The following is a 21266-nucleotide window of genomic DNA, read 5'->3' as shown; positions in this document are numbered from 1 at the left end:
GAGCACGCCATGCGGATCACTTGTGTCGGCGGCGGGCCCGCCGGACTGTACTTCGCGGTGCTGGCGAAGCTCGCCGACCCCGCGCACGAGGTCACCGTGCTGGAACGCAATCCGCGCGGGGTCACCTACGGGTGGGGGGTCGTGTTCTGGGACGACCTGCTCGACGACCTTTTCTCGTACGATCCGGTGAGCGCCCGCCAGATCTGGGACGCAGCCTGTCAATGGGACGAGTACGAGGTCCGGGCCACCGGCAAGTCGGTGACCCACCTCGCGGGTTACGGCTTCAGCCTGGGGCGGCACAAGCTGCTGTCGATCCTGGAGGCGCGGGCGCTTTCCTTGGGCGTGGACGTGCGATGGTCCGCTTCCGAGGCAGACATTTCGGGCGCAGACCTGATCGTGGCGGCCGACGGTGCGGGCAGTGCAGTGCGATCGCTTGATGCCGGACACTTCGGAACTTCCGTCGCCTATGGCGGCAACAAATACATCTGGCTGGGCACGTCGCACGTCTTCCGCACCTTCACGTTCGGGTTCGAGCGCACCCACGCCGGCTGGATCTGGTTCCACGCCTACCCGTTCGACTCTTCGACGAGCACGTTCATCGTCGAGTGCACCCCAGCCACCTGGGCCGGCCTCGAACTCGACCGGCTCGACGCGGCGGCCGGCTGCGCCCGGCTCGAGACCATCTTCGCCGCCCACCTGGACGGGCAGCGGCTGGTCGACCACCGGGCCGACTCCGGCGGCACCGGGTGGATGAACTTCCGCCGGGTCACCAACGAGCGCTGGGACAACGGCAACGTGGTGCTGATGGGCGACGCCGCCCACACCACGCACTTCGCCATCGGATCGGGCACCAAGCTCGCGATGCAGGACGCGATGGCGCTGGCCGACGCGCTGGCCGCCGGTGGTGAGCTGGCGCCCGCCCTGGAGAAGTACGAGCACCGACGCCGGGCCGCCCTCGCTCCGCTGCAACGGGCGGCGCTGGCCAGCAGCGAATGGTTCGAGCGGATGCCCGACTACGCCGCCCTGCCGTCGATCCGTTTCTCGTACGCGCTTTCCGACCGCCGCGGTGAGTATCCACTGTGGCGCTACCTGCTGCACCGTGCTACGCAACAGGCGGTGCCTCGCGCCCTGCTCCGCTGGGCGCTGAGCGCACGCCGATGGACGAGGGCCCGCCGCCGCCCCGGCGTCGCCCCGACCGCGCCGGCCGCCCGGGCGGCGCCATTACCGACAGGAGGTTGACTATGGCCGATGCCGCACTGCTGTCACCCCAGGACCCGGCATGGACGGAGGCACTGAGCCGGGTCCGGCACGACATCTACCACGTTCCCGAGTACGTGCGGCTCGACGCCGGCCTGACCGGCGGAACTCCGGTGGCCTTCCGATACTCCGAGGCGGGACGCGTCCTGCTGGTCCCCCTGCTGCTGAGGCCGGTTCCCGACACCGACCTGCAGGACGCGACCTCCCCGTACGGATATCCGGGCCCCGTCGGCAGCGATGGCGCGGCCTTCTGGTCGCGCGCGGCCGGAGCGATGAGCGAGTTGCTGTGCACGGAGGGCGTGGTGACGGTGTTCGCCCGCCTGCACCCGCTGCTGCCCCTGTTCCCGTCCGCCCTGGAATCGGCGGGGACGCTGGTGAATCACGGCGACACGGTGTCGATCGACCTGACGCTCAGCCTGGACGAGATCTGGTCGCAGACGCACCGCAGCCACCGCAACCAGATCAACAAGGCCAAGCGGGCCGGCGTGCGGATCGTGTTCGACGACTGGTCGCTGTTCGACGCGTGGATCGATACGTACCACGCCACCATGCAGCGGGTCCGAGCATCTGAGTTTTACTTCTTCAGCAACGATTTCTTCGGGAGGTTGCGCACCGCCCTGCGCGACCACGCCCACCTCGCGGTCGCCGTTCTCGACGGCCGGGTGCTCGGGGGAAACCTCTTCTTCGAGTACGGCGGAATGATGCACACCCATCTGCAGTCCACCGCCGAGGCGCCGATCCACTACGCCGACAAACTGCTGTACCACGAGGTCCGTACGTGGGGACACGCGCGGGGCAACAAGGTGTACCACCTCGGTGGCGGTGTCGGAGGCTCGGCCGATTCGCTGTTCCGCTACAAGTCCCAGTTCGCCGCCGGCCGCCAGCCGTTCCACACCTGGCGGGTCGTGACCGACGTGCGAGCGTTCGAAAAACTGGCCGGTACGCCGACACCCGAGTCACTGACCGGCCGCTTCCCGCCCTACCGCTAGTCCGGCCGCTGCTTCAGCGGTTCCCATCGCCCGCCGGCTCCGCCCCGAGCCGGCGGGCGCTCCCGGCGGCCATGATGGACGGATGGACACACAAGCCCGGCCACCGCAGGTGTACGTCGTGCTGCGCGAGGTCGGCGCGGACACCTGGCAGGTCATCGGCGAGGTCCCCCGCCATCCCGGTCTGCCGGCCCGCCGCAGCCGCGCCAAGGCCATCGAGGAAGCTCTCGGCCGCCTACCGACCGGCGATGAACGCTTCGCCGTGCTGCCCCGAAGCGAGTGGCGCCTGGCCCACGACTGGTGACGTATGGTCGGCGCATGTCGGCCTGGATCACCCGCTTCCCTTCCCCGGCGTCACCAGGGCTGCGCGTCGCGGTCAAGGACGCCATCGACGTGGCCGGGGTCGTCACCACCGCCGGTTCGGCCGTGGTCCGGGACCGGGCCGCGGCGGCCAAGGCGGACGCCGAGTGCCTGGCCGGGGTTAGAGCGGCCGCGGCGACCATCGTCGGCAAGACCACGCTCACCGAGATGTGTGTCAGCCCGGTGGGTGACAATGCGATTTTCGGTACGCCGGTGAACCCTCTCGCACCATTGCTGATTCCCGGCGGATCGTCGAGCGGATCGGCGGTCGCGGTGGCCACCGGCGAGGCGGACGTGGGACTGGGCACCGACACCGGCGGTTCGGTGCGGATCCCGGCCGCCTGCTGCGGGATCGCCGGGCTGAAGACGACGTGGGGCCGGGTGCCGCTGGGCGGGGTGTGGCCGCTGGCGCCCAGCCTGGACGTCGTGGGGCCGCTGGCCCGGGACGTGGCCGGGGTCGTCGACGGCATGCGGCTGCTCGATCCCGCGTGGGGCTCGCTGCCGGCGCCGGCCCGGGTGGTCGGGCGGCTGCGCGTCGAGGGCGTCGACAGCGCGGTCGAGGACGCCGTCGACAGCGCCCTGGACGAGGCCGGGCTCACCGTCCGCGAGGTGCGGCTGCCGGGTTGGGACGACACCTACGAGCCCCTCGACGCGATCATCCTGGGCGAGCTGTGGCAGGCGCACCACGCCCTGCTCGACGCCGACGGGCTGAGCGACTTCGTCGCCGGCGCCCTGCACGCGGCCCGCGACGTCTCACCGCAGCGCCTGGCCAAGGCATTGACCGCTCGTACGGCGTGGCAGGCGGAGGTGACTTCGGCGCTCACTCTCGTGGACGTGCTGGCCCTGCCGACCCTGGTGGCCTCTCCCCCGCCGTTGACCGACTTCGCGCGCTTCCCGCTGACCCAGCTGACCGCGCCGTTCAACCTGGCCGGCGTGCCTGCTCTGGCCCTGCCGGTGCCGTCGCCCGGCCCGGCGCCGGTCAGCCTGCAGCTGGTGGGGCCAATGAACGGCGAGGAACTGCTGTGCGCGACCGGCCTCGCCTTGGAAGGCGTACTTCAGCCGGCGGCGCGCTCGTAGTCGTCTTTCAGCCGGCGCGCTCGTAGTCGTCGCGGAGGATGCCCATGAGGATTTCGTCGTGGAAGGCGCCCCGGTGGAAGGTGGCGGCCCGGCGGCGGCCCTCCTGGACGAAGCCGGCCTTCTCGTAGACCCGGCGGGCCCGCGGGTTGAACGACCACACCTGCAGCTCGACCTTGTTGACGGCCATCTCGTCGAACGCGTACCGCACGGCCACCTTGACCGCGTCGGAGCCGTAGCCGCGGCTGGTGTGCGGCGCGCCGAGAATGATGGCCAGCGTGGCGATGCGGGTGCGTGGCTTGATGCCGAACAGGGCCACATGGCCGACCAGCTCGCCCTCGTGCGTCTCGACGCTGAGACCGACGCCGGTCTCGGGCTTGTTGAGGCTCCAGTTGCGGAACATCTCGACCGTGCCCGCCTCCGGCGTCGGAAGCACCGTGTACTGCTGCAGAACCATGGTGTCGGGGTCGTTCCACCACTCGACCAGCCGCGGAAGGTCGTCGTCCCGCAGCGCCCGCAACCGCACCAGGTCACCTTCCAGCACCGACTTGCCGTAGCCGTCCAACTCAGACATCGAGGGCTCCCTCCGCGTGGCCGCCCCCGATCTTCACACACCCGCCCGCACGGCGTCCGACACGGCCTCCACCATCCGATGCACCTCGCCCGCCCCGCACCGGTGGTCAACCGGCAACGTGAGAATGCGCCCAGCCCACGCCGCCGCTTCGTCATCCCCGCTCCAGAAGGCCTCGCGATCCTGCCGCCAGTGCACGGGCGCGAAGATCCCACCCGCCGCCAGCCGAGCCAGCAGCCGGTCTCGCTCGCTCTCGGAGTCACAGAACACCTGCACCCGAAACGGTGCCCCACCACGCCCGCTCAACGTCGCGCACAAAACGTCAGGCGAACTGTCGAGTGAAGCGTGAAGCAGCGTTTCCAAGGCGCGGACGTTGCGGGTGCCGGCGGCGCGAATGCCCGCGATGTCGAGGAGTGGAAGCACGGCAGCGGTGAAGGCACTGGGCGGAGCGTCACTGCCCAGCAACGTCTGCTCGCCCTGCTGCTGAAGCGCGCGAAACTTCTCCTTGGGGATCGGGTAGCCGTCGAGCCAGGCCGCTTTGAGCAGCATGGCCGCCAGCTTCAGGTGGCTGCCCTCGTTGGCAGGCCCCGACGGCACCGGCACTTCAAGACCCTGCGGCGACCACAGAACTGCTCCGTCAGGAACCGGCAGTGTCTTCCGGAGCGAGGCCACGGCGTAGGCGGCCGTGCTGCTCTCGGCCCACGGCCCGAACGGATCGTGCGAGTGATCCTCGAGCACCGTCACGTCCGGATGCGCGGCGATCCACTCCCGCCAAGCCGCGCCGTCCTCGCGCCCGAACAGGTTCTGCGCCAGCACGACGTCCCCAGGATCGGCCCGCAGCGTCTCCCACCGCGGACCGCGCCCATCCGGCAGATGCCGGTACCACGCCAACGGCATGTCCTTGCCGAGCGCCTCGGCCACACCCATGCAGAAGAACGACGGAACGTGCAGCCGCCCCGGCCGCCCGAGCCGCCGCAAGAGCGCGCTCATAGCTCCGCATCCGGTAGCGAACAGCCGATGCCCGCCGGCAAAGCCCATGCGGCCGCCCTGCTCCCCATTGAGCAGAACGGCCGGGTCCCAGTGAAACTCCGACCCGATCTCCCGCCGCGCAAGCCGAACCATCTCGCCTCGCGCGGGTGTGGCGGTTTCAGGCCGCACGTTGCGCGTCCTGTGCACGTTCGGGTTCGCGCGGGGTGGGGACTGTCAGGGGGACGGTGTCGGCGGGGCGGGATCGGTCGATGTTCAAGGTGTCGACGTGGACGGGGGGCTCGCCTCGGTGGAGGTCGGTGAAGGTGCGGGCGATGATGCGCAGGTCGAGCAGCGGCGACCAGTTGTCGACGTACCAGCGGTCGAGGATGAAGCGTTGCGGCCAGTCGATGTCGTCGCGGCCGTTGACCTGGGCCCAGCCGGTGATGCCGGGCTTCACCTCCAGGCGGCGGGCGTCCTCAGCCGAATAGTTCGCCACCTGCGGCAGCACGTCGGGGCGGGGGCCGACCAGCAGCATCTGGCCGGCCAGCACGTTGAGCAGCTGGGGCAGCTCGTCGAGCGACGTCCGGCGCAGGAAGCGGCCGCACCGGGTGATGCGCGGGTCGTTCTCGACCAAGCCGAACGGGTCGTCGATGCCCAGCTGCGCGCTCAAGGCGACAGAGTTGTGCACCATCGAGCGGAACTTGAGCATCTTGAACGGCTTACCGCGCAACCCTGCGCGGTCTTGCGCAAACAGGACACCAGGGCCGTCGGCGATCCGGATCCACAGCGCCACCCCCAGGATCACCGGCGACAACAGCACCAGCGCGACGGCGGCCACCAACTGCTGCAGGAAACCCCAGAGAAGTCTCACATCGTCTCCACGTTCGGTCCGGTCAGGCGGCGGCGGGTGTCCAGCACGTACGAGGAATGGGCCGTGACCTGGTCGAGGTCGAACCGGTCGTGATCGGCCAGCAGCACCACCGCGTCGGCCGCGGCGAGCTCTTCGGAAGTGAGCGACACGCGCACGACACGCCGGTCGACTTGCGCGTCCTCGACGACATGGGGGTCGGCCGCGCGCACTTCCGCGCCCATGTCGAGCAGCAGGGACGCGACGCGGCGGGCCGGCGACTCGCGAGCGTCGCCGCTGTTCTTCTTGTAGGCCAGGCCGAGCAGCAAGATCGTGGAGCCGTTGACCGGTTTCCGCCGCTCGTTCAGGGCCGCCACCAGACGCCGTACGACGTAATCGGGCATGTGGTTGTTGATGTCGTTGGCCAGCTCGACGAAGCGGAAGCTCTGCCCGAGCGTGCGCTGCACCCGCCACGACAGGTAGGACGGGTCGATCGGCAGGCAGTGGCCGCCCACGCCGGGCCCGGGCACGAACCGCAGATAGCCGAACGGCTTGGAGGACGCGGCGTCGATCGCCTCCCACACGTCGATGCCCAGGTCGTGCGCGAACACGGCCAGTTCGTTGACGAGCGCGATGTTCACGTGCCGGAAGGTGTTCTCGAGCAGCTTGGCCAGTTCGGCCACGGCCGGGTCGGACACCGGCACCGTCTTGTCGACCACCGACGAGTAGAAGGCGTCGATCCGTTCCAGAGACGCCGGGTTGACCCCGGACACCACCTTGGGCGTCGTCGCCAGCGACCATTCGCGGTTGCCCGGGTCGATGCGCTCGGGGCTGTAGCCCAGGTAGAAGTCGGCGCCGGCGATCAGCCCGGAGCCCTCCTCGAGCAGCGGCGCCACCAGATCGGTCGTCGTGCCCGGGTACGTGGTCGACTCGAGCGCCACTGTCGCGCCCGGTCGCAGGTAGCGAGCGAGGGTGCGCGCCGACTCCTCGATGTATTCCAGGTCAGGCGTACCTTCGCGCAGTGGTGTCGGCACGGCGATGACCGCTACGTCGAAACCCGCGCACGAACGTGCATCGGACGACGGTTGGAAAGAGCCGGCATCGAGCAGTTCGCGCAGTTCGGCCGACGAGATGTCGTCCACGTAGGACTCGCCCGCGGCGAGCCGTTTGACTCGTTCGTCGTCGACGTCGAAGCCGACGACGCTGTGCCCGACCTGGGCCGCGCGGACGGCCAGCGGCAGCCCCACGTAGCCCTGACCGACGATGACAACCCGCATGGCCGCTCCTCAGCTGGCTTTCAAGTACGGACGGGCGACGGACAGCGCCGGGCTCTCGGCCAGCCAGCGCATGACGGCGATCAGCTCTTGCCGCTGGGCCGTCGGGATGAGCAGGGAGAGCGCGGCCCCGTCGAGCGGCGGCACCGGCACCTGCGAGATGAGCGGATGGTTCGGGCGGCGGTCGGGCTCGTGCGCGCCGAACAGGCTCTCGTGCATCTTCTCGCCGGGCCGCAGACCCGTGTAGACGATGGAGATGTGCCGGTCGGCCGCGTCGGCCAGGCGGCGGGCCACGTCGGCGATGCGCACCGGCTCGCCCATGTCGAGCACCAGCACCTCGCCCGCGCTGTCGAGCGCGCCGGCCTGCACGACCAGGCGTACCGCCTCTTGCACGGTCATGAAGTAGCGCGACACCTCGGGGTCGGTGACGGTGATCGGGCCGCCCGATTCGACCTGGGCGGCGAAGGCGGTGAGCACCGACCCGCGGCTGCCGAGCACGTTGCCGAAGCGGACGCTGCAGAACGTGCCGTCGCCGGACTCGTCGGCCGCGGCGGTCAGCCGCTCGGTGATGCGCTTGGAGTAGCCGAGCACGCTGCCCGGGTCGGCCGCCTTGTCGGTCGAGATGTTGACCAGCCGTTCGACGCCGTGCCGGAGCGCGGTCTGCAGGATCTGGTACGTACCGATGATGTTGGTCTTGAGGGCTTCGGACGGGTGCATCTCGAGCAGCGGCAGGTGTTTGAGGGCGGCCGCGTGAAAAACGACCTGCGGGCGGTGCTCGGCGAAGACCTCGTCGAGGCGCTGCTGGTCGCGGATGTCGGCCACGACCAGGTTGCGGTCGTCGAGCAGGCCCCGGCCGTCCATCGAGAGCTGGACGGCGTGCAGGCCGGACTCGTCGCGGTCGAGCATGACCAGGGCGGCCGGGTCGAAACGGCTCAGCTGGCGGCACAACTCGGAGCCGATCGACCCGCCCGCCCCGGTGACCAGGACCCGGCGCCCGGTGAGGTAGCCGGCGATGGCCCGCAGGTCGATGCCGATCTCGCGCCGGCCGAGCAGGTCGGCGTGGCTGACCGGGCGGATGTCGCCCACGCTGACCGTGCGCCCGAACAGTTCGACCACCGGCGGCACGACCTTCACCTCGACGCCGGCCGGGGCGGCCAGGTCGGTCAGCTCGCGCACCAGGTCGGCGCCCGCGCTGGGGATGGCGATGAGCACGATGTCGGCTTCGTAGCGGCGCACCACGTCGGCCAGCGCGCGGCGGGTGCCGGCCACCGGCACGCCCATGATCTGCAGGGTGCGCTTGGCCGGGTCGTCGTCGAGCAGGGCGACCGGCACGTACGGGCTGGCCGGGTCGCGCAGCATGGCCCGGACGACCTGGGTCGCGCCTTCCCCGGCGCCCATCACCACGACCCGGCCGCCCTGGGCCGGTGAGGGCCGCAGCCGTTGGTCGCGGGTCAGCCGTACGGAATACCGCACCCCCGCGGCGAGAACGAGCGCGATCAGGCCGGACGCGATGATGGCCGACCGCGGCACGAGCCGGCCGAACAGCGTGTCGAGCACGAACAGAACCGGTGTGGTGATCGCCGCGGTCTTGGCCAGCGCCGCGATCTCCTCGAAGCAGCCGTACGCCCATCGGCCGGTGTAGAGGCCGAAGCGCAGCCCGACCAGGGTGTGGACGACAGCCCCGGCCGCCGCGAGCACCAGCACGCCGCTCAGCGACACCTGGGCGACGTCACCGTCGTGGCGCAGCACCGCGGCGATCAGCAGCGCGAGGGCGAGCGCGAGCGCGTCGACGCCGGCCCGGGCGGAGCGGCCGAACAGGATCGAATGGGTCCATCGCACGCCCGGCCATCGAGCCCCCGCGTCGTCGGCGCCCTCGGGCGGCGCCGCACTCCTCAGCTGCATGCTTTCCTCCTTGCGCGCGACACCCCACGATTCCTGCACGAGCCGAGGAATGGGCATCAGGAAAGTGGCGAGATATGTTTGTTCCGCCTGCGGCATCGAGCGTGCCAGGAGGGCCGAAATGAATACAGTGCCTATTGTCACGCGGCTTGTGAGAACTTCTCATATTTGCTGTGACATGCTCGCTGAGCAGCGCTATCGTGCTGCCAAAAACATGAACTTCCCTCTTGTTACGCATGACATTTGCAACTGTCGGGCGACGGACAATATCTGCGAGCGTCCATTTCAGAGCGCGCAATCGCATCGGGCGACAATGACACCGCGGGAGTGAAAGAATGGCGCGGGTGCTGCATGTGATCAGCGCCCGGGCCGGCGACGGCGCCGAGAACCAGCTGCGCCTGCTGATCCGCCATCTGCCGCAGCGCAGCGAGGTGGTCACGCTGTCCCCGCCCGGGCCGGTGCTGGCCGCCCTGCGGGCCGACGGCACGGTGGTGCATCAGCTGATCAGCGCGCGCGACTTCGACCCGGGCGCCGTGCGCAAGCTGCGCCGGCTCGCTCGCCGCGGCCGCTTCGACGTGGTCCACACCCACCTGTTCCGCGCGAGCGCGCAGGGGCGGCTGGCGGGGTGGCTGGCCGGCGTCGCGCGGATCGTCGCCACCGAGTACCACCTCGACGACGTCCGGCGGGCCGGCCCGATCTACCGGGCCGGCGAGCGCTTCGGCCAGGTCACCATCGCGGTGTCCACGGCGGTCGCCGACCGGCTGCGCCGCCGGGGCGTGCCCGAGGGCCGGCTGGCCGTGGTGCCCAAGGGCCTCGACCCGGGCGAGTTCCGGTTCGATCCCGCACTGCGCGCGGCGGCCCGGGCCCGGCTGCGCATCGCGCCGGAGACCCCGGTGATCGGCGGGCTGGGCCGGCTGGAACCCGATCAGCGGTTCGACGTGCTGATCCGGGCCGTCGGCGAGGTGCCGGGCGCGGTGCTGCTGCTCGTCGGGGACGGCTCGGCCCGGCACGCGCTGGAGAAGCTGGCCGCCATCGAGGGGGTCGCCGACCGGGTGCGCTTCGCCGGACCGGTGCGGCACGCCCGCGAGATGCTGTGCGCCATGGACGTGTTCGCATCACCCGGTCGCGAGACGTTCGGCCTGGCCGTGCTCGAGGCGATCGCGGCCGGGCTGCCCGCGCTCTATGCCGCTTGCGTCCCGCTGGACGGTGTCGCCGTCGACGGAGCCCGGCGGCTCACCGCGCACGACCCGGAATCGTTGCCGCGCGGACTCCGGGCCGAGGTGCTGTGCCTGGCCGAGCGGGCGGGCGGCCGGCTCGCGGCACGCTCGGCCGGCGACCGGTACGACGCCGGGCGGATGGCCGCCCAGGTGGGTGCGCTCTACGACCGTACGGTCAATTCGGTCTGACGCCGCCGGCGCAGCACCCGCTGCAGCAGCACCCAGCCCAGCCACGCGCCCAGCGTGTTGGCGATCAGGTCATTCGTGTCGGCCCAGCGGGTGCCGTGCAGGAACAACAGCATCAGCAGCTGGGTCGTCTCGATGCCCAGGCTGATCAGGAAGCCGGTCAGCACCACCCGCTTGCGGTCACGCACCCCGAACGCGACCCGCAGCGCGGCGGCCAGCGGCACCAGCATCAGGACGTTCAGGATGAAATCGTCGACCCGCATGGTCACGTACGGAATCCAGAGGATCCGATACAACTCGGGCGCACCGGCCTCGGGCCCCCAGGCCAGCCGCAACGGCAGCATGGTGGCCCCGAGCACCGCCACCGCGTACCACCCGGCGAGCCACAGCGGGATCAACTTTTCCCGCCGCAACTCGCCCCGGCGCCGCAACACCAAGGCGGCCACCCCCATGAGCACCAGCCCGAGCGGGATCAGGACCGGCAGCGCGGGTACATCGAGTTGACCGGATGGCACCGGACCAACAGTACGTCGTACCCCTACCGGAGCCAGCCGTCCTTACGGGCGATGCGAATGGCGTCCAGGCGGTTGCGCGCGCCGGTCTTGGCGATGATGGCCGACAGATAGTTGCGGACCGTGCCGCCGGAGAGGAAGAGCCGCTTGGCGATCTCTTTCACCGGCTCACCCTCGGCGGCCAGCCCCAGCACCTCGAGCTCGCGCGTGCTCAGCCCCTTGTCGGCGAGCAGGGAGGCGGTCTGCAGGCGGGCCGACATCACCCTCTCGCCACCGGCGAGCCGGCGGACCGAGTCGGCCAGCAGCGCCGCCGAGGCGTCCTTGTCCAGGAAGTTGAGCAGACCGGACCGGTGGCGCGGCGGAAGCATGCCCCGCTTGCTGGGATCGCAGAGCAGAAGCATCGCGCACGACGGGTTCGTCGAGCGCACCGCGTGGGCGACCGGCAGCACCTGGCTCACCATGTACTGCGTGTCTATCACGATCACGCCGGGCCACATCTCGGCCGCGACCCGGGGCAGGTCGAGCCCGAAGGGCAGCGTGCCGATGAAATGCATGTCAGGACTGGACTCGAGCAAGGCACGGACCGGGACACCGAAGTATCCCTCGTCTCTGGCCACCGCAACCCGGATCACCACATCACCTCGCCGATGGACGCCAGCACCCGTGCCCGGATCGTCGACCCGCCAGACACCGGCGGAAAGCACTTTCCTGTGTACCCCTGCGTGTCTATTCGGAGCATCCACGACCTCGGATGGGTCGCAGCCGCGAAAATCTTCGGCAATCTTCGAACCAGCCAGCTCACGGCGAGTCTGTGCCACCCGGCCGCCGCATCCTGGCGCCTCCCCACCGTAACGTCTTCGTCACATAACGGATACCGGCCTGTCCGATCAAACGACCCAAGTACACCGGTTCTCCTGAGCGGCCACGGCTTCAGGACTGCTGTCCACAGCGGACTCAACCTTTTCGCCACCCAGAGGCGTTGAGCGCAGCATGTCGACACACTCACCGGCGGACGACGGCTTCCGCGCGTTCGTCGAGCAGCAGTGGGGGCCGCTCGTGCGCGTCGCCTACCTGCTGACCGGCGACCGGGGCCACGCCGAGGACTTGGTCCAGGCGGCCCTGGAGAAGACGCATCGCAAGTGGGGCCGCGTCTCGCGGATGGAGGCGCCGGTCGCCTACGTGCGCAAGGCGATGGTGAACACCGCGATCTCGTGGCGCCGCCGGCGGCGGGTCAGCGAGGTGCCGCTGCTGGCCACCGATTCGCCGCCGGGTTCGTCCGGCGCCGACGCGTACGGGTCGATAGAGCAGCGGCAGCAGGTGACCGCGGCGTTGCGCACCCTGCCGCCGCGGATGCGCGCGGTGCTCGTCCTGCGCTACTTCGCCGACCTGGGCGAGTCGGAGGTGGCCGAATTGCTGGGCTGCTCGGTCGGCACCGTCAAGAGCCAGGCCTCGCGCGGGCTCGATCGGCTGCGTGCGCATCTCAACCCCGTACCGGAAAGGACCCGGGCATGACCACCGACACCGAAGCCACGCTGAAGGGCGTGCTCGCGGCCGAGGCCGAGATGCTGGACGTGACCGACGACCCGTGGGCGGGCTTCGAACGGCGCGAGCGCAAGCACAGGAACAGGCGGCGGGCGGGCGTGGCCGGGGTGGTCGCCGTGCTGGCCGCGGCGGGCGGCGTGCAGGCGGGCGTCGTGCCGTTGCCGGGCTGGGCGCCGGCCATCCAGGTCGCCGGGTTCAACGCGGTGCTGGGCGAGGGGCCGGTCCGCGGGTCGCTCGCCGGCGACAAAGACCTGCTGGAAGGCGTGCGGCGAGAGATCAAGGACGTCGAGGACCCGGGCGAGACGTGGCGGGTGGCCGACCGCGACGCCATCAAGTTCGTGTACGCGGCCGACGTCGGCAACGAGCGGCTGGTGCTCGCCCTCGTGCCGCTGCGGTTCGGCTTCCTCGAGGACAAGGCCCTGATCTGGTACGCCGGTGACGCCGGCGACCCGGCGGAGCGGCTCACGGAAAGCGGGCGGGTCGACGGCGGCGAGACGGTCGTGACCTACAGCATGGCGTCGGACGACCGGCCCGGCCTTCTGGTGGTGGTCGGTCCGGCCGGATCGACGGTCACGGTGAGCCAGGGCTTCCGCTACACGCCCGAGGGCACCGTCGAGCACGGCCCGGCCCAGGCCCAACCGGCCGGCACCGGGCTGGCCGAGCTGACCCTGCCCCCGTCCCCGACCCCGCCCGAGGTCAAGGTCACCGTCACGTCGGGGCCGGACACCATCTACGAGGGCGGCGCCTCCGGCGGCTTCTCGGGTTCCGGCTCCGACGTGCAGGCGATCAGCGACGCGACTCTGGCCGCGGCGCTGGGCGACCGCGAGTTCGACCGGGCGATCCTGCGCAGCTGGGTGAACCAGGCGGTCGCGGACGCCCGGATCGTGGCGGCCGGCACCAAGGTGCGTGTGCGCTGGACGGGGACGGTCAACGGGCAGCCGGCGGCGCTGTTCACCCTGCAGCCGCAGGGCGGGGGTGTGCTGGCCTACGCGCTGCACGGAACCCAGAACTCGTTCCGCCAGGACCTGCGCCTGCTGCTGCCGGTGAAGGGGGCGGCCGAGCGGCCGATCGCCTGGCGGATGCGGGCCGAGGGCAAGGACGACCGCACCGACCAGGTGATCGTGACCGCCCCGGCCGGCGCCGAGCGGGTCGAGCTGCAGGTCGGCGGGGCGGCTCCCACGCCGATCACTCTCGACGGCACGGGTGCGGGCAACGCGTCGGTGCCGGGTTCCGCCGAGGCGCGGGTCATCGCGTACGGGAAAAATGGTGCTGTTCTGGGCGAGACGCCCGTGCCGCCGTTCGAAAGCGACTCGGGCGGACTGCCGGGTGACACGCCCAAGACGCGCGTCGTCGGCTGAGTGCCGCCGGGAACGGGCGGTCCTGCTTGGACCGCCCGTTTCACGTCAGCGGGGTACGACCTTTTCGACCGCCCACTGACGCCACGTGTCCAGCCGGTGCTGCACCTGGGCCAGCTGCTCGGCGACCGGGCCGGGACCGGTGGAACCGGGCGTGGTGCGCGAGGCCAGGGCCGAGTCGACCGTGAGCACCTGGCGCACCGACGGGTCGAGGTGCTCGCTGACCGTCTTCAGGTCGTCGTCGGTCAGGTCTTCCAGCTCGCACTCGCGCACCGAGCACAGCGCCACCAGCTTGCCGGTGATCTCGTGCGCCTCGCGGAACGGCACACCCTTGCGGACCAGCCAGTCGGCGACCTCGGTGGCCAGCGAGAAGCCGATCGGGGCGGACGCGGCCAGCCGGTCGACCCGCACGGTCATCGTCGAGACCATGCCGGCCAGCGCGGGCAGCAGCAACTCGAGCGTCTCGATCGCGTCGAAGACCGGCTCCTTGTCCTCCTGCATGTCGCGGTCGTAGGTCAGCGGCAGACCCTTGAGCATGGTCAGCACCGTGACCAGCCCGCCGATCAGCCGGCCGCTCTTGCCCCGGGCCAGCTCGGCGATGTCCGCGTTCTTCTTCTGCGGCATGATCGACGAGCCGGTGGCGAAGGCGTCGTCCAGCTCGACCCAGCCGAACTCGGTCGACGTCCACAGCACGACCTCTTCACCCAGGCGCGAGAGGTGCACGCCGATCAGCGACGTGATGAACAGGAACTCGGCCACGAAGTCGCGGTCGGCCACGGCGTCCATCGAGTTGGGAGCGGGTGCGGTGAAGCCCAGTTCTTTCGCGACGGCGGCCGGGTCGAGCGGCAGGGACGAGCCGGCCAGCGCACCGCTGCCGAGCGGCGACACGGCCGTGCGGACGTCCCAGTCACGCATCCGGTCGAGGTCGCGCAGCAGCGGCTGCACGTGGGCCAGCAGCCAGTGCCCGAACGTGACCGGCTGCGCGTGCTGCAGGTGGGTCATGCCGGGGGCCGGCGTGTCGACGTTGCGGGCCGCCTGCTCGGTCAGCGCGTCGGCCAGCTCGACCAGGGCCACGGCCACCCCACGGGCGTGGTCGCGCAGATAGAGGCGCAGGTCGGTGGCGACCTGGTCGTTGCGCGAGCGACCGGCGCGCAGCTTGCCGCCGAGCGCGCCCAGCCTTTCCAGCAGGCCGCGCTCGAGGGCGGTGTGCACGTCCTCGTCGTCGATGGTGGGCCGGAACTCGCCGGACGCGCAGGCCGCCTCGAGATCGTCCAGCGCGGCCAGCATCTGGCCCAGTTCGTCGGGGTCGAGCAGCCCGGCCGCGGCGAGCACGCGGGCGTGCGCCCGGGAGCCGGCGATGTCGTACGGGGCGAGGCGCCAGTCGAACTGGACGCTCACCGACAGGCGGGCCAGGGCGTCGGCCGGGCCGCCGGCGAACCGGCCACCCCACAGGGAAGTCTTCTCAGTCATCGGGGATCAGTCTGCCAGCCGTATGTCGCGGGTCGGGAAGTGCCGGTATTCGCCGGGCGAGGGCTCGGCGTGGTGGCCGGAGGTGTGGCCGGCCCAGTCGGCCAGCTTGGCCGCCAGCGCCTTGCCACCCGTGGCGTCGCGGGCCACGACCAGGATGGTGTCGTCGCCGGCGATGGTGCCCACGACGTCGGTCAGGCCGGCCCGGTCGAGCGCGCTGGCCAGGAAGTGCGCGGCGCCGGGCGGGGTGCGCAGCACGGCGATGTTGCCGCTGAAGTCGGCGCCGGTCAGCAGCTCGCGCAGCAGGCGCAGCAGCCGGGCCGGACCCTGCTCGGTGGTCTCGCGCAGGGGGCGCTTGCCGTCCTCGGGGATCAGGTAGGCCCCGCTGACCTTGACCGCGCCCAGCTCTTCCAGGTCGCGCGAGAGGGTGGCCTGGGTGACCTGCACGCCCTCGCCGGCCAGCAGGTCGGCCAGTTCGGTCTGCGAGCGGATCGCCTTGTCGCGGATCAGTTCCACTATCCGCGCGTGGCGCCCGGCCCGGGTCACCGGCCCGGTCATCGCGAATTCACCCCCAGGAGCCAGGCCAGCAGCGCCTTCTGGGCGTGCAGCCGGTTCTCGGCCTGGTCGAAGACGGCGCTGTGCGGGCCGTCCATGACGTCGTCGGTGATCTCTTCACCCCGGTGGGCGGGCAGGCAGTGCAGCACGATCGCATCATCCGAGGCGGCCGCCAGCAGCTTCTCGTTGAGCTGGTAGGGCCAGAACGGGGTGAGCCGGTCGCGCCCGTCGTCCTCCTGCCCCATCGAGGTCCACGTGTCGGTGGCCAGCACGTGGACGCCGTCGGCGGCCTCGAACGGGTCACGCAGCACCTCGACCGAGCCGCCGGTCCAGGCCGCGATCTCGGCCGCGCGCGAGACCACCTGCGGCGAGGGGTCGAACCCGGACGGGCCGGCCACCCGCACGTGCATGCCCGCGGTGACGCCGGCCAGCAGATAGGAGTGGGCCATGTTGTTGGCCGCGTCGCCCACGTACGCGAGCTTGCGCCCCCGCGCCGAGCCGAGCCGCTCGCGGATGGTGAGCAGGTCGGCCAGCAGCTGACAGGGGTGGAAGCCGTCGGTGAGCGCGTTGATCACCGGCACGTTCACGTCGGAGGCCAGCTCGGTCAGGCGCTCGTCGCCCGTCGTGCGGAAGACCATGGCCGACACGTAACGGGAGACGACCCGGCCGGCGTCGCTCAGCGTCTCGCCCCGGCCGAAGTGGGTGGCGTGCGTGTCGACGATCATCGGCTGGCCGCCCAGCTCGGCGATGCCCGCCTCGAACGAGAGCCGGGTGCGCAGGCTGACCTTGTCGAAGAAGACGGCGACCGAGCGCGGGCCCTCGAGCGGTTTGTATTTGAACCGGTCGGCCTTCATCTCGACGGCGAGGTCGATCACGGCGTTCTGCTCGTCGGGCGACAGGTCGTCGTCGCGCAGGAAGTGCCTTACTTCGCGGGACCGGGTCACAGCACACCACCCAGGGCTTCGATGAGCGCGTCGGCCTGCTCGGTGCTGATGATCAGCGGCGGGGCGAGGCGGATGACGTCGGGCTGCGGGGCGTTCACCAGGAAGCCGGCTTCTTTGAGAGCGGCGGCGACGCGGGCCGCCTCGGGCTCGTTGAGCACGATCCCGAGCAGCAGGCCGGCCCCGCGCACGTGGTTGACGAGCGGGTGATTCAGCCCCTCGATACCGCGGCGCAGCTGCTCGCCGACCCGCTTGACGTGGTCGAGCAGGCCCTCGCCGGCGATCGTGCGGATCACCGCGAGGCCGGCCGCGCACGAGACCGGGTTGCCGCCGAAGGTGGTGCCGTGCGAGCCCGGGGTCAGCAGCTCGGCCGCCGGGCCGAAGGCGATGCAGGCGCCGATCGGCAGGCCGCCGCCGAGCCCCTTGGCCAGGGTGATCAGGTCGGGCTCGACGCCCTCGCTCTGGTGGTGGAACCAGTGGCCGGTGCGGCCGATGCCGGTCTGCACCTCGTCCAGCACGAGCAGCGCGCCCTTCGCGGTGCAGACCTCGCGGGCCCCGGCCAGGTAGCCCGCGGGCGGCACGACGACGCCGTTCTCACCCTGGATCGGTTCGAGGATCACCATGGCGGTCTCGTCGGTCACGGCCGCGCGCAGGGCCTCGAGATCGCCGAACGGCACGTGGGTCACGTCGCCCGGCAGCGGGCGGAACGGGTCGGCCTTGCCGGGCTGCCCGGTCAGCGCGAGCGCGCCCATCGTGCGGCCGTGGAAGGCGCCGTCGGTGGCCACGACGTGGGTGCGGCCGGTCAGGCGGGAGATCTTGAAGGCGGCCTCGTTGGCCTCGGCGCCGGAATTGGTGAAGATCACCCGGCCCGCCCGGCCGGCCAGGGCCAGCAGCAGCTCGGCCAGGGCGACCGGGGGCTCGGCCACATAGAAGTTGGAGACGTGGCCCAGCTGCTGGATCTGCTGCGTGACGGCGGCGACCACGGCCGGATGGGCGTGGCCGAGCGCGTTCACCGCGATGCCGCCCAGGAAGTCGACGTACTGCTTGCCGTCGTCGGCGGTCAGCACCGCGCCCTCGCCGCGCACGAGGGCGGCCTGCGGGGTGCCGTAGTTGTTCATCCCTGCCTGCGACCACCGCTCGGTGAGCGAGCTCATGATGGCACCACCATTGTTCCTATTCCTTCGGGTGTGAACACTTCGAGCAGCGTCGAGTGGGCGACGCGGCCGTCGATGACGTGGGCCGCGGGCACTCCCCCGCGCACCGCGCGCAGGCAGGCCTCCATCTTGGGCGCCATGCCGCTCTCGAGCCGGGGCAGCAGCTTGGCCAGCCCGTCGGCGTCGATGGTGGTGACCAGCGACGACGTGTCGGGCCAGTCGGTGTAGAGGCCGGGCACGTCGGTCAGCACGACCAGCTTCTGCGCGCCCAGGGCCTCGGCCAGCGCGGCGGCGGCGGTGTCGGCGTTGACGTTGTGCACCACGCCGTCCGCGTCGGGCGCGACGCTCGCGATGACCGGGATGCGACCGGCCGCGATGAGGTCGTCGACGGCCGACGTGTCGACCCGGTCGACGTCACCGACCAGGCCGATGTCCACTGTCTCGCCGTCGATCACGGCCCCGCGGCGGACCGCGGTGAACAGGTGGGCGTCCTCGCCGGAGAGCCCGACGGCGAGCGGGCCGTGCCGGTTGATCAGCCCGACCAGCTCACGGCCGACCTGACCGGTGAGCACCATACGCACCACGTCCATCGCCTCGGGCGTGGTGACCCGCAGGCCGCCGCGGAACTCGCTCTCGATGCCGAAGCGGTCGAGCATGCGGCTGATCTGGGGGCCGCCGCCGTGCACGACCACGGGCCGGATGCCGGCGTAGCGCAGGAAGGCCATGTCGGCCGCGAACGCCTGCTGCAGCTCCGGCTTGATCATGGCGTTGCCGCCGTACTTGATGACGATGGTCGAGCCGTGGAAGCGCTCCAGCCAGGGCAGCGCCTCGATCAGGACCTCGGCCTTCTCGACAGGACCGGTCACGACGAGTACGCCGAGTTCTCGTGGACGTAGGCGTGCGACAGATCGGTGGTCCAGATCGTCGCCTCCATCTCGCCCTCGCGCAGGTTGACCGTGATCTTCACGTCGCGCCCGCTCAGGTCGACCTTCGACCGGTCCTCGGCCGCGGCGCCGCCCTTGCAGATCCAGATGTCGTTGATCGCGACGTCGACCCGGTCGGGCTCGAAGCGGGCCGCCGTGGTGCCGACCGCGGCCAGGATGCGGCCCCAGTTCGGGTCGTTGCCGAACAGGGCCGTCTTGACCAGGTTGTTGCGGGCCACCGTGCGGCCCACCTCGACCGCGTCGGCCTCGCTGGCGGCGCCCTTGACCTCGATGGCGACGTGCTTGGTGGCGCCCTCGGCGTCGGCGATGAGCTGCTGGGCCAGGTTGTGGCAGACCTCGGTGACGGCGGCGGTCAGCTCGGCCGGCGTGGGCTGCACGTCGGAGGCGCCGCTGGCCAGCAGCAGCACGGTGTCGTTGGTGGACATGCAGCCGTCGGCGTCGATCCGGTCGAAGGTCAGCCGGGTCGCCTCGCGCAGGGCCGCGTCCAGCACCTCGTTGTCGGCGCTGGCGTCGGTGGTGATGACGACCAGCATCGTGGCCAGGGCCGGGGCCAGCATGCCGGCGCCCTTGGCGATGCCGCCGACCGACCAGCCCTCTTTCTGCAGGACTGCGTTCTTGGCCACCGTGTCGGTCGTCATGATCGCCTCGGCCGCCCGCGGGCCGCCGTCGGCCGACAGCTCTTTCGCGGCCGCGGCCACGCCCGGCAGAAGTTTGTCCATCGGCAGCAGCTCGCCGATCAGGCCGGTGGAGCAGACGGCCACGTCGCCCGCACCGATCATCTGCGGCCGCGGCCCGCCGCGCAGCACGGCCGCGGTGTGCTCGGCGGTGGCGTGCGTGTCGCGGAAGCCCTGCGTGCCGGTGCAGGCGTTGGCGCCGCCCGAGTTGAGCACGACGGCGCGCACGATGCCGCCCTTGAGCACCTGCTGGCTCCAGAGCACGGGGGCCGCCTTGACGCGGTTGCCCGTGAAGACGCCCGCGGCGGTGAAGTCGGGGCCGTCGTTGACGACCAGGGCGACGTCGGTGAGGCCGGACGGCTTGAGGCCGGCGGCGACGCCGGAGGCCCGGAAGCCCTTGGGTTGGGTGACGGTCACGGAGCGACTCCGAACACGGACAGGCCCGTCGTCTCGGGCAGGCCGGACATGAGGTTGGCGCACTGCACCGCCTGGCCGGCGGCGCCCTTGCCGAGGTTGTCGAGCGCGCTGACCACCACGATGCGGCCGGAGTCGACGTCGACGGTGGCCTGGAGGTGGCAGGAGTTGGAGCCGGAGGTGGCGGCCGTGTGCGGCCAGGCGCCCTCGGGCAGGACGTGGACGAACGGCTCGTCGGCGTAGGCCGCGGCCAGGACGTCGCGTGGGTTGCCCTCTTTCGCGAAACGCGCTGTGACGGTGGCCAGGATTCCCCGGGGCATCGGAGCCAGGATCGGCGTCATCGACAGCGACGTCGCGCCGGTCGCCTGCTTGATCTCGGGCACGTGCTGGTGGGCGCCCACCTTGTACGGCGAGAGGTCGCCCATGATCTCGCTGGCCAGCAGGTTCACCTTGGCCGAGCGGCCGGCGCCGGACGTGCCGGAGCTGGCCACGACGACCACGTCGGCCGGGTCGGCCAGGCCGGCCGCGATGAGCGGGGCCAGCGCGAGTGTGATGGTGGCCGCATAACACCCTGTATTGGCGACCCGGTCGGAGGCGGCGATGAGCTCGCGCTGACCGGGCAACTCGGGCAGCCCGTAGGTCCACGTGCCGGCGTGGGCGCCGCCGTAGTAACGCTCCCACAGCGCGGCGTCGCGCAGCCGGAAGTCGGCCCCCAGATCGACCACCTTGACCGACTCGGGCAGCTGGGCCACGATCGCCGCCGACTGCCCGTGGGGCAGGGCGAGAAACACCAGGTCGGCCTGGCTCAGGCCGGCCGCGTCGGTCGGGCTGAGCGTGAGATCGAGACCGGCCAGTTGAGGGTGCACGGCGGTGACGTGCGAGCCCGCCTGCGAGTGGGCCGTGGCGGCCACGAGAGCGAACTCAGGGTGACCGGCGAGCAGGCGCAGCAACTCGCCCCCCGCGTAACCACTGGCGCCGGCGACGGCAACCCGGATTCCCATACCAACCTCCGCATGACTATGCAGAAGACCGTATCAAGGGGGCGTCAGCGCGGGCAACCGGGTTCAC

At 71.2% G+C, this 21266-nt stretch carries 21 protein-coding genes; 7 read left to right on the top strand and 14 right to left on the bottom strand.

Translation table 11 applies throughout. The features are described 5' to 3' along the window. Positions 1–9 precede the first annotated feature (9 nt). The 4 genes from OWR29_RS30680 (at position 10) to OWR29_RS30665 (ending at position 3680) form a co-directional block, all read left to right on the top strand. Positions 10–1239, top strand: coding sequence for an FAD-dependent monooxygenase (locus OWR29_RS30680; protein WP_267566840.1), 1230 nt, complete (start codon positions 10–12; stop codon positions 1237–1239). 2 nt (positions 1240–1241) lie between these two features. Further along, positions 1242–2246 (top strand): GNAT family N-acetyltransferase, encoded by a 1005-nt coding sequence (locus tag OWR29_RS30675; RefSeq protein WP_267566839.1) that lies wholly within the window; start codon positions 1242–1244, stop codon positions 2244–2246. An 82-nt stretch (positions 2247–2328) separates the two neighbouring features. Then, positions 2329–2547, top strand: coding sequence for a hypothetical protein (locus OWR29_RS30670; RefSeq protein ID WP_267566838.1), 219 nt, complete (start codon positions 2329–2331; stop codon positions 2545–2547). 14 nt (positions 2548–2561) lie between these two features. Further along, positions 2562–3680, top strand: coding sequence for an amidase (locus OWR29_RS30665; RefSeq protein WP_267566837.1), 1119 nt, complete (start codon positions 2562–2564; stop codon positions 3678–3680). A gap of 7 nt (positions 3681–3687) precedes the next feature. Here OWR29_RS30665 and OWR29_RS30660 read toward each other — a convergent pair whose 3' ends face one another. The 5 genes from OWR29_RS30660 to OWR29_RS30640 all read right to left on the bottom strand — a co-directional run bounded on the left by OWR29_RS30660 (position 3688) and on the right by OWR29_RS30640 (position 9240). Then, the gene (locus OWR29_RS30660; protein ID WP_267566836.1) at positions 3688–4251 is read right to left on the bottom strand and encodes a GNAT family N-acetyltransferase; all 564 of its coding nucleotides are present in this window, start codon (positions 4249–4251) and stop codon (positions 3688–3690) included. A 33-nt stretch (positions 4252–4284) separates the two neighbouring features. Beyond that, entirely contained in the window at positions 4285–5238 is a 954-nt protein-coding gene (locus tag OWR29_RS30655) for an aspartate aminotransferase family protein (RefSeq protein WP_267566835.1), read from the bottom strand. A gap of 157 nt (positions 5239–5395) precedes the next feature. Beyond that, complete coding sequence (locus tag OWR29_RS30650) at positions 5396–6088, bottom strand: sugar transferase (RefSeq protein ID WP_267566834.1); 693 nt, start codon at positions 6086–6088, stop codon at positions 5396–5398. After that, positions 6085–7341 (bottom strand): nucleotide sugar dehydrogenase, encoded by a 1257-nt coding sequence (locus OWR29_RS30645; RefSeq protein ID WP_267566833.1) that lies wholly within the window; start codon positions 7339–7341, stop codon positions 6085–6087. Before OWR29_RS30645 ends, OWR29_RS30650 begins: the two co-directional genes overlap by 4 nt. Before the next feature lie 9 nt (positions 7342–7350). Next, positions 7351–9240, bottom strand: a complete 1890-nt coding sequence (locus OWR29_RS30640; RefSeq protein ID WP_267566832.1) for a nucleoside-diphosphate sugar epimerase/dehydratase — start codon at positions 9238–9240, stop codon at positions 7351–7353. A 332-nt stretch (positions 9241–9572) separates the two neighbouring features. Between OWR29_RS30640 and OWR29_RS30635 the strand changes: the two genes are divergently transcribed. Then, on the top strand, positions 9573–10643 hold the full coding sequence (locus tag OWR29_RS30635) for a glycosyltransferase (protein ID WP_267566831.1): 1071 nt from the start codon (positions 9573–9575) through the stop codon (positions 10641–10643). Here the strand turns inward: OWR29_RS30635 and OWR29_RS30630 are convergent. After that, the gene (locus OWR29_RS30630; RefSeq protein ID WP_267566830.1) at positions 10616–11155 is read right to left on the bottom strand and encodes a VanZ family protein; all 540 of its coding nucleotides are present in this window, start codon (positions 11153–11155) and stop codon (positions 10616–10618) included. The two genes, OWR29_RS30635 and OWR29_RS30630, sit on opposite strands and share 28 nt — an antisense overlap. 23 nt (positions 11156–11178) lie before the next feature. Continuing rightward, a complete protein-coding gene (locus OWR29_RS30625) occupies positions 11179–11706 on the bottom strand; it encodes a response regulator transcription factor (protein WP_267566829.1) in 528 nt (175 codons plus the stop codon). Positions 11707–12142: 436 nt separating this feature from the next. Here OWR29_RS30625 and OWR29_RS30620 point away from each other — a divergent pair, with 436 nt between their 5' ends. Both OWR29_RS30620 and OWR29_RS30615 read left to right on the top strand, forming a co-directional pair. After that, positions 12143–12664 carry a SigE family RNA polymerase sigma factor gene (locus OWR29_RS30620; protein WP_267566828.1) on the top strand — a complete coding sequence of 174 codons (522 nt, stop codon included), beginning with the start codon at positions 12143–12145 and terminating at the stop codon, positions 12662–12664. Continuing rightward, entirely contained in the window at positions 12661–14052 is a 1392-nt protein-coding gene (locus OWR29_RS30615) for a hypothetical protein (RefSeq protein ID WP_267566827.1), read from the top strand. The genes OWR29_RS30620 and OWR29_RS30615 overlap by 4 nt, the downstream gene beginning before the upstream one ends. A 45-nt stretch (positions 14053–14097) precedes the next feature. Here the strand turns inward: OWR29_RS30615 and argH are convergent, their stop codons facing one another. Genes argH through argC form a run of 7 tightly spaced genes read right to left on the bottom strand, consistent with a single transcriptional unit; the run spans position 14098 to position 21199 of the window. Further along, positions 14098–15519 (bottom strand): argininosuccinate lyase, encoded by a 1422-nt coding sequence (gene argH / locus OWR29_RS30610; protein ID WP_267566826.1) that lies wholly within the window; start codon positions 15517–15519, stop codon positions 14098–14100. 6 nt (positions 15520–15525) lie between these two features. Further along, entirely contained in the window at positions 15526–16074 is a 549-nt protein-coding gene (locus OWR29_RS30605; protein WP_267566825.1) for an arginine repressor, read from the bottom strand. Continuing rightward, a complete protein-coding gene (gene argF / locus OWR29_RS30600; protein WP_267566824.1) occupies positions 16071–17015 on the bottom strand; it encodes an ornithine carbamoyltransferase in 945 nt (314 codons plus the stop codon). Before argF ends, OWR29_RS30605 begins: the two co-directional genes overlap by 4 nt. Continuing rightward, a complete protein-coding gene (locus tag OWR29_RS30595; protein WP_267566823.1) occupies positions 17012–18166 on the bottom strand; it encodes an acetylornithine transaminase in 1155 nt (384 codons plus the stop codon). The genes argF and OWR29_RS30595 overlap by 4 nt, the downstream gene beginning before the upstream one ends. Continuing rightward, on the bottom strand, positions 18163–19032 hold the full coding sequence (gene argB, locus OWR29_RS30590) for an acetylglutamate kinase (protein ID WP_267566822.1): 870 nt from the start codon (positions 19030–19032) through the stop codon (positions 18163–18165). Before argB ends, OWR29_RS30595 begins: the two co-directional genes overlap by 4 nt. Continuing rightward, positions 19029–20201 carry a bifunctional glutamate N-acetyltransferase/amino-acid acetyltransferase ArgJ gene (argJ, locus tag OWR29_RS30585; RefSeq protein WP_267566821.1) on the bottom strand — a complete coding sequence of 391 codons (1173 nt, stop codon included), beginning with the start codon at positions 20199–20201 and terminating at the stop codon, positions 19029–19031. The genes argB and argJ overlap by 4 nt, the downstream gene beginning before the upstream one ends. After that, a complete protein-coding gene (argC, locus tag OWR29_RS30580; protein WP_267566820.1) occupies positions 20198–21199 on the bottom strand; it encodes an N-acetyl-gamma-glutamyl-phosphate reductase in 1002 nt (333 codons plus the stop codon). The genes argJ and argC overlap by 4 nt, the downstream gene beginning before the upstream one ends. Positions 21200–21266: the final 67 nt, after the last annotated feature.

This window comes from Paractinoplanes pyxinae, assembly GCF_026626335.1.
Classification (GTDB): Bacteria; Actinomycetota; Actinomycetes; order Mycobacteriales; family Micromonosporaceae; genus Actinoplanes; species Actinoplanes pyxinae.
The sequence above is the reverse complement of the archived record's forward strand: the minus strand, read 5'-3'. Positions and strand labels throughout refer to the sequence as shown.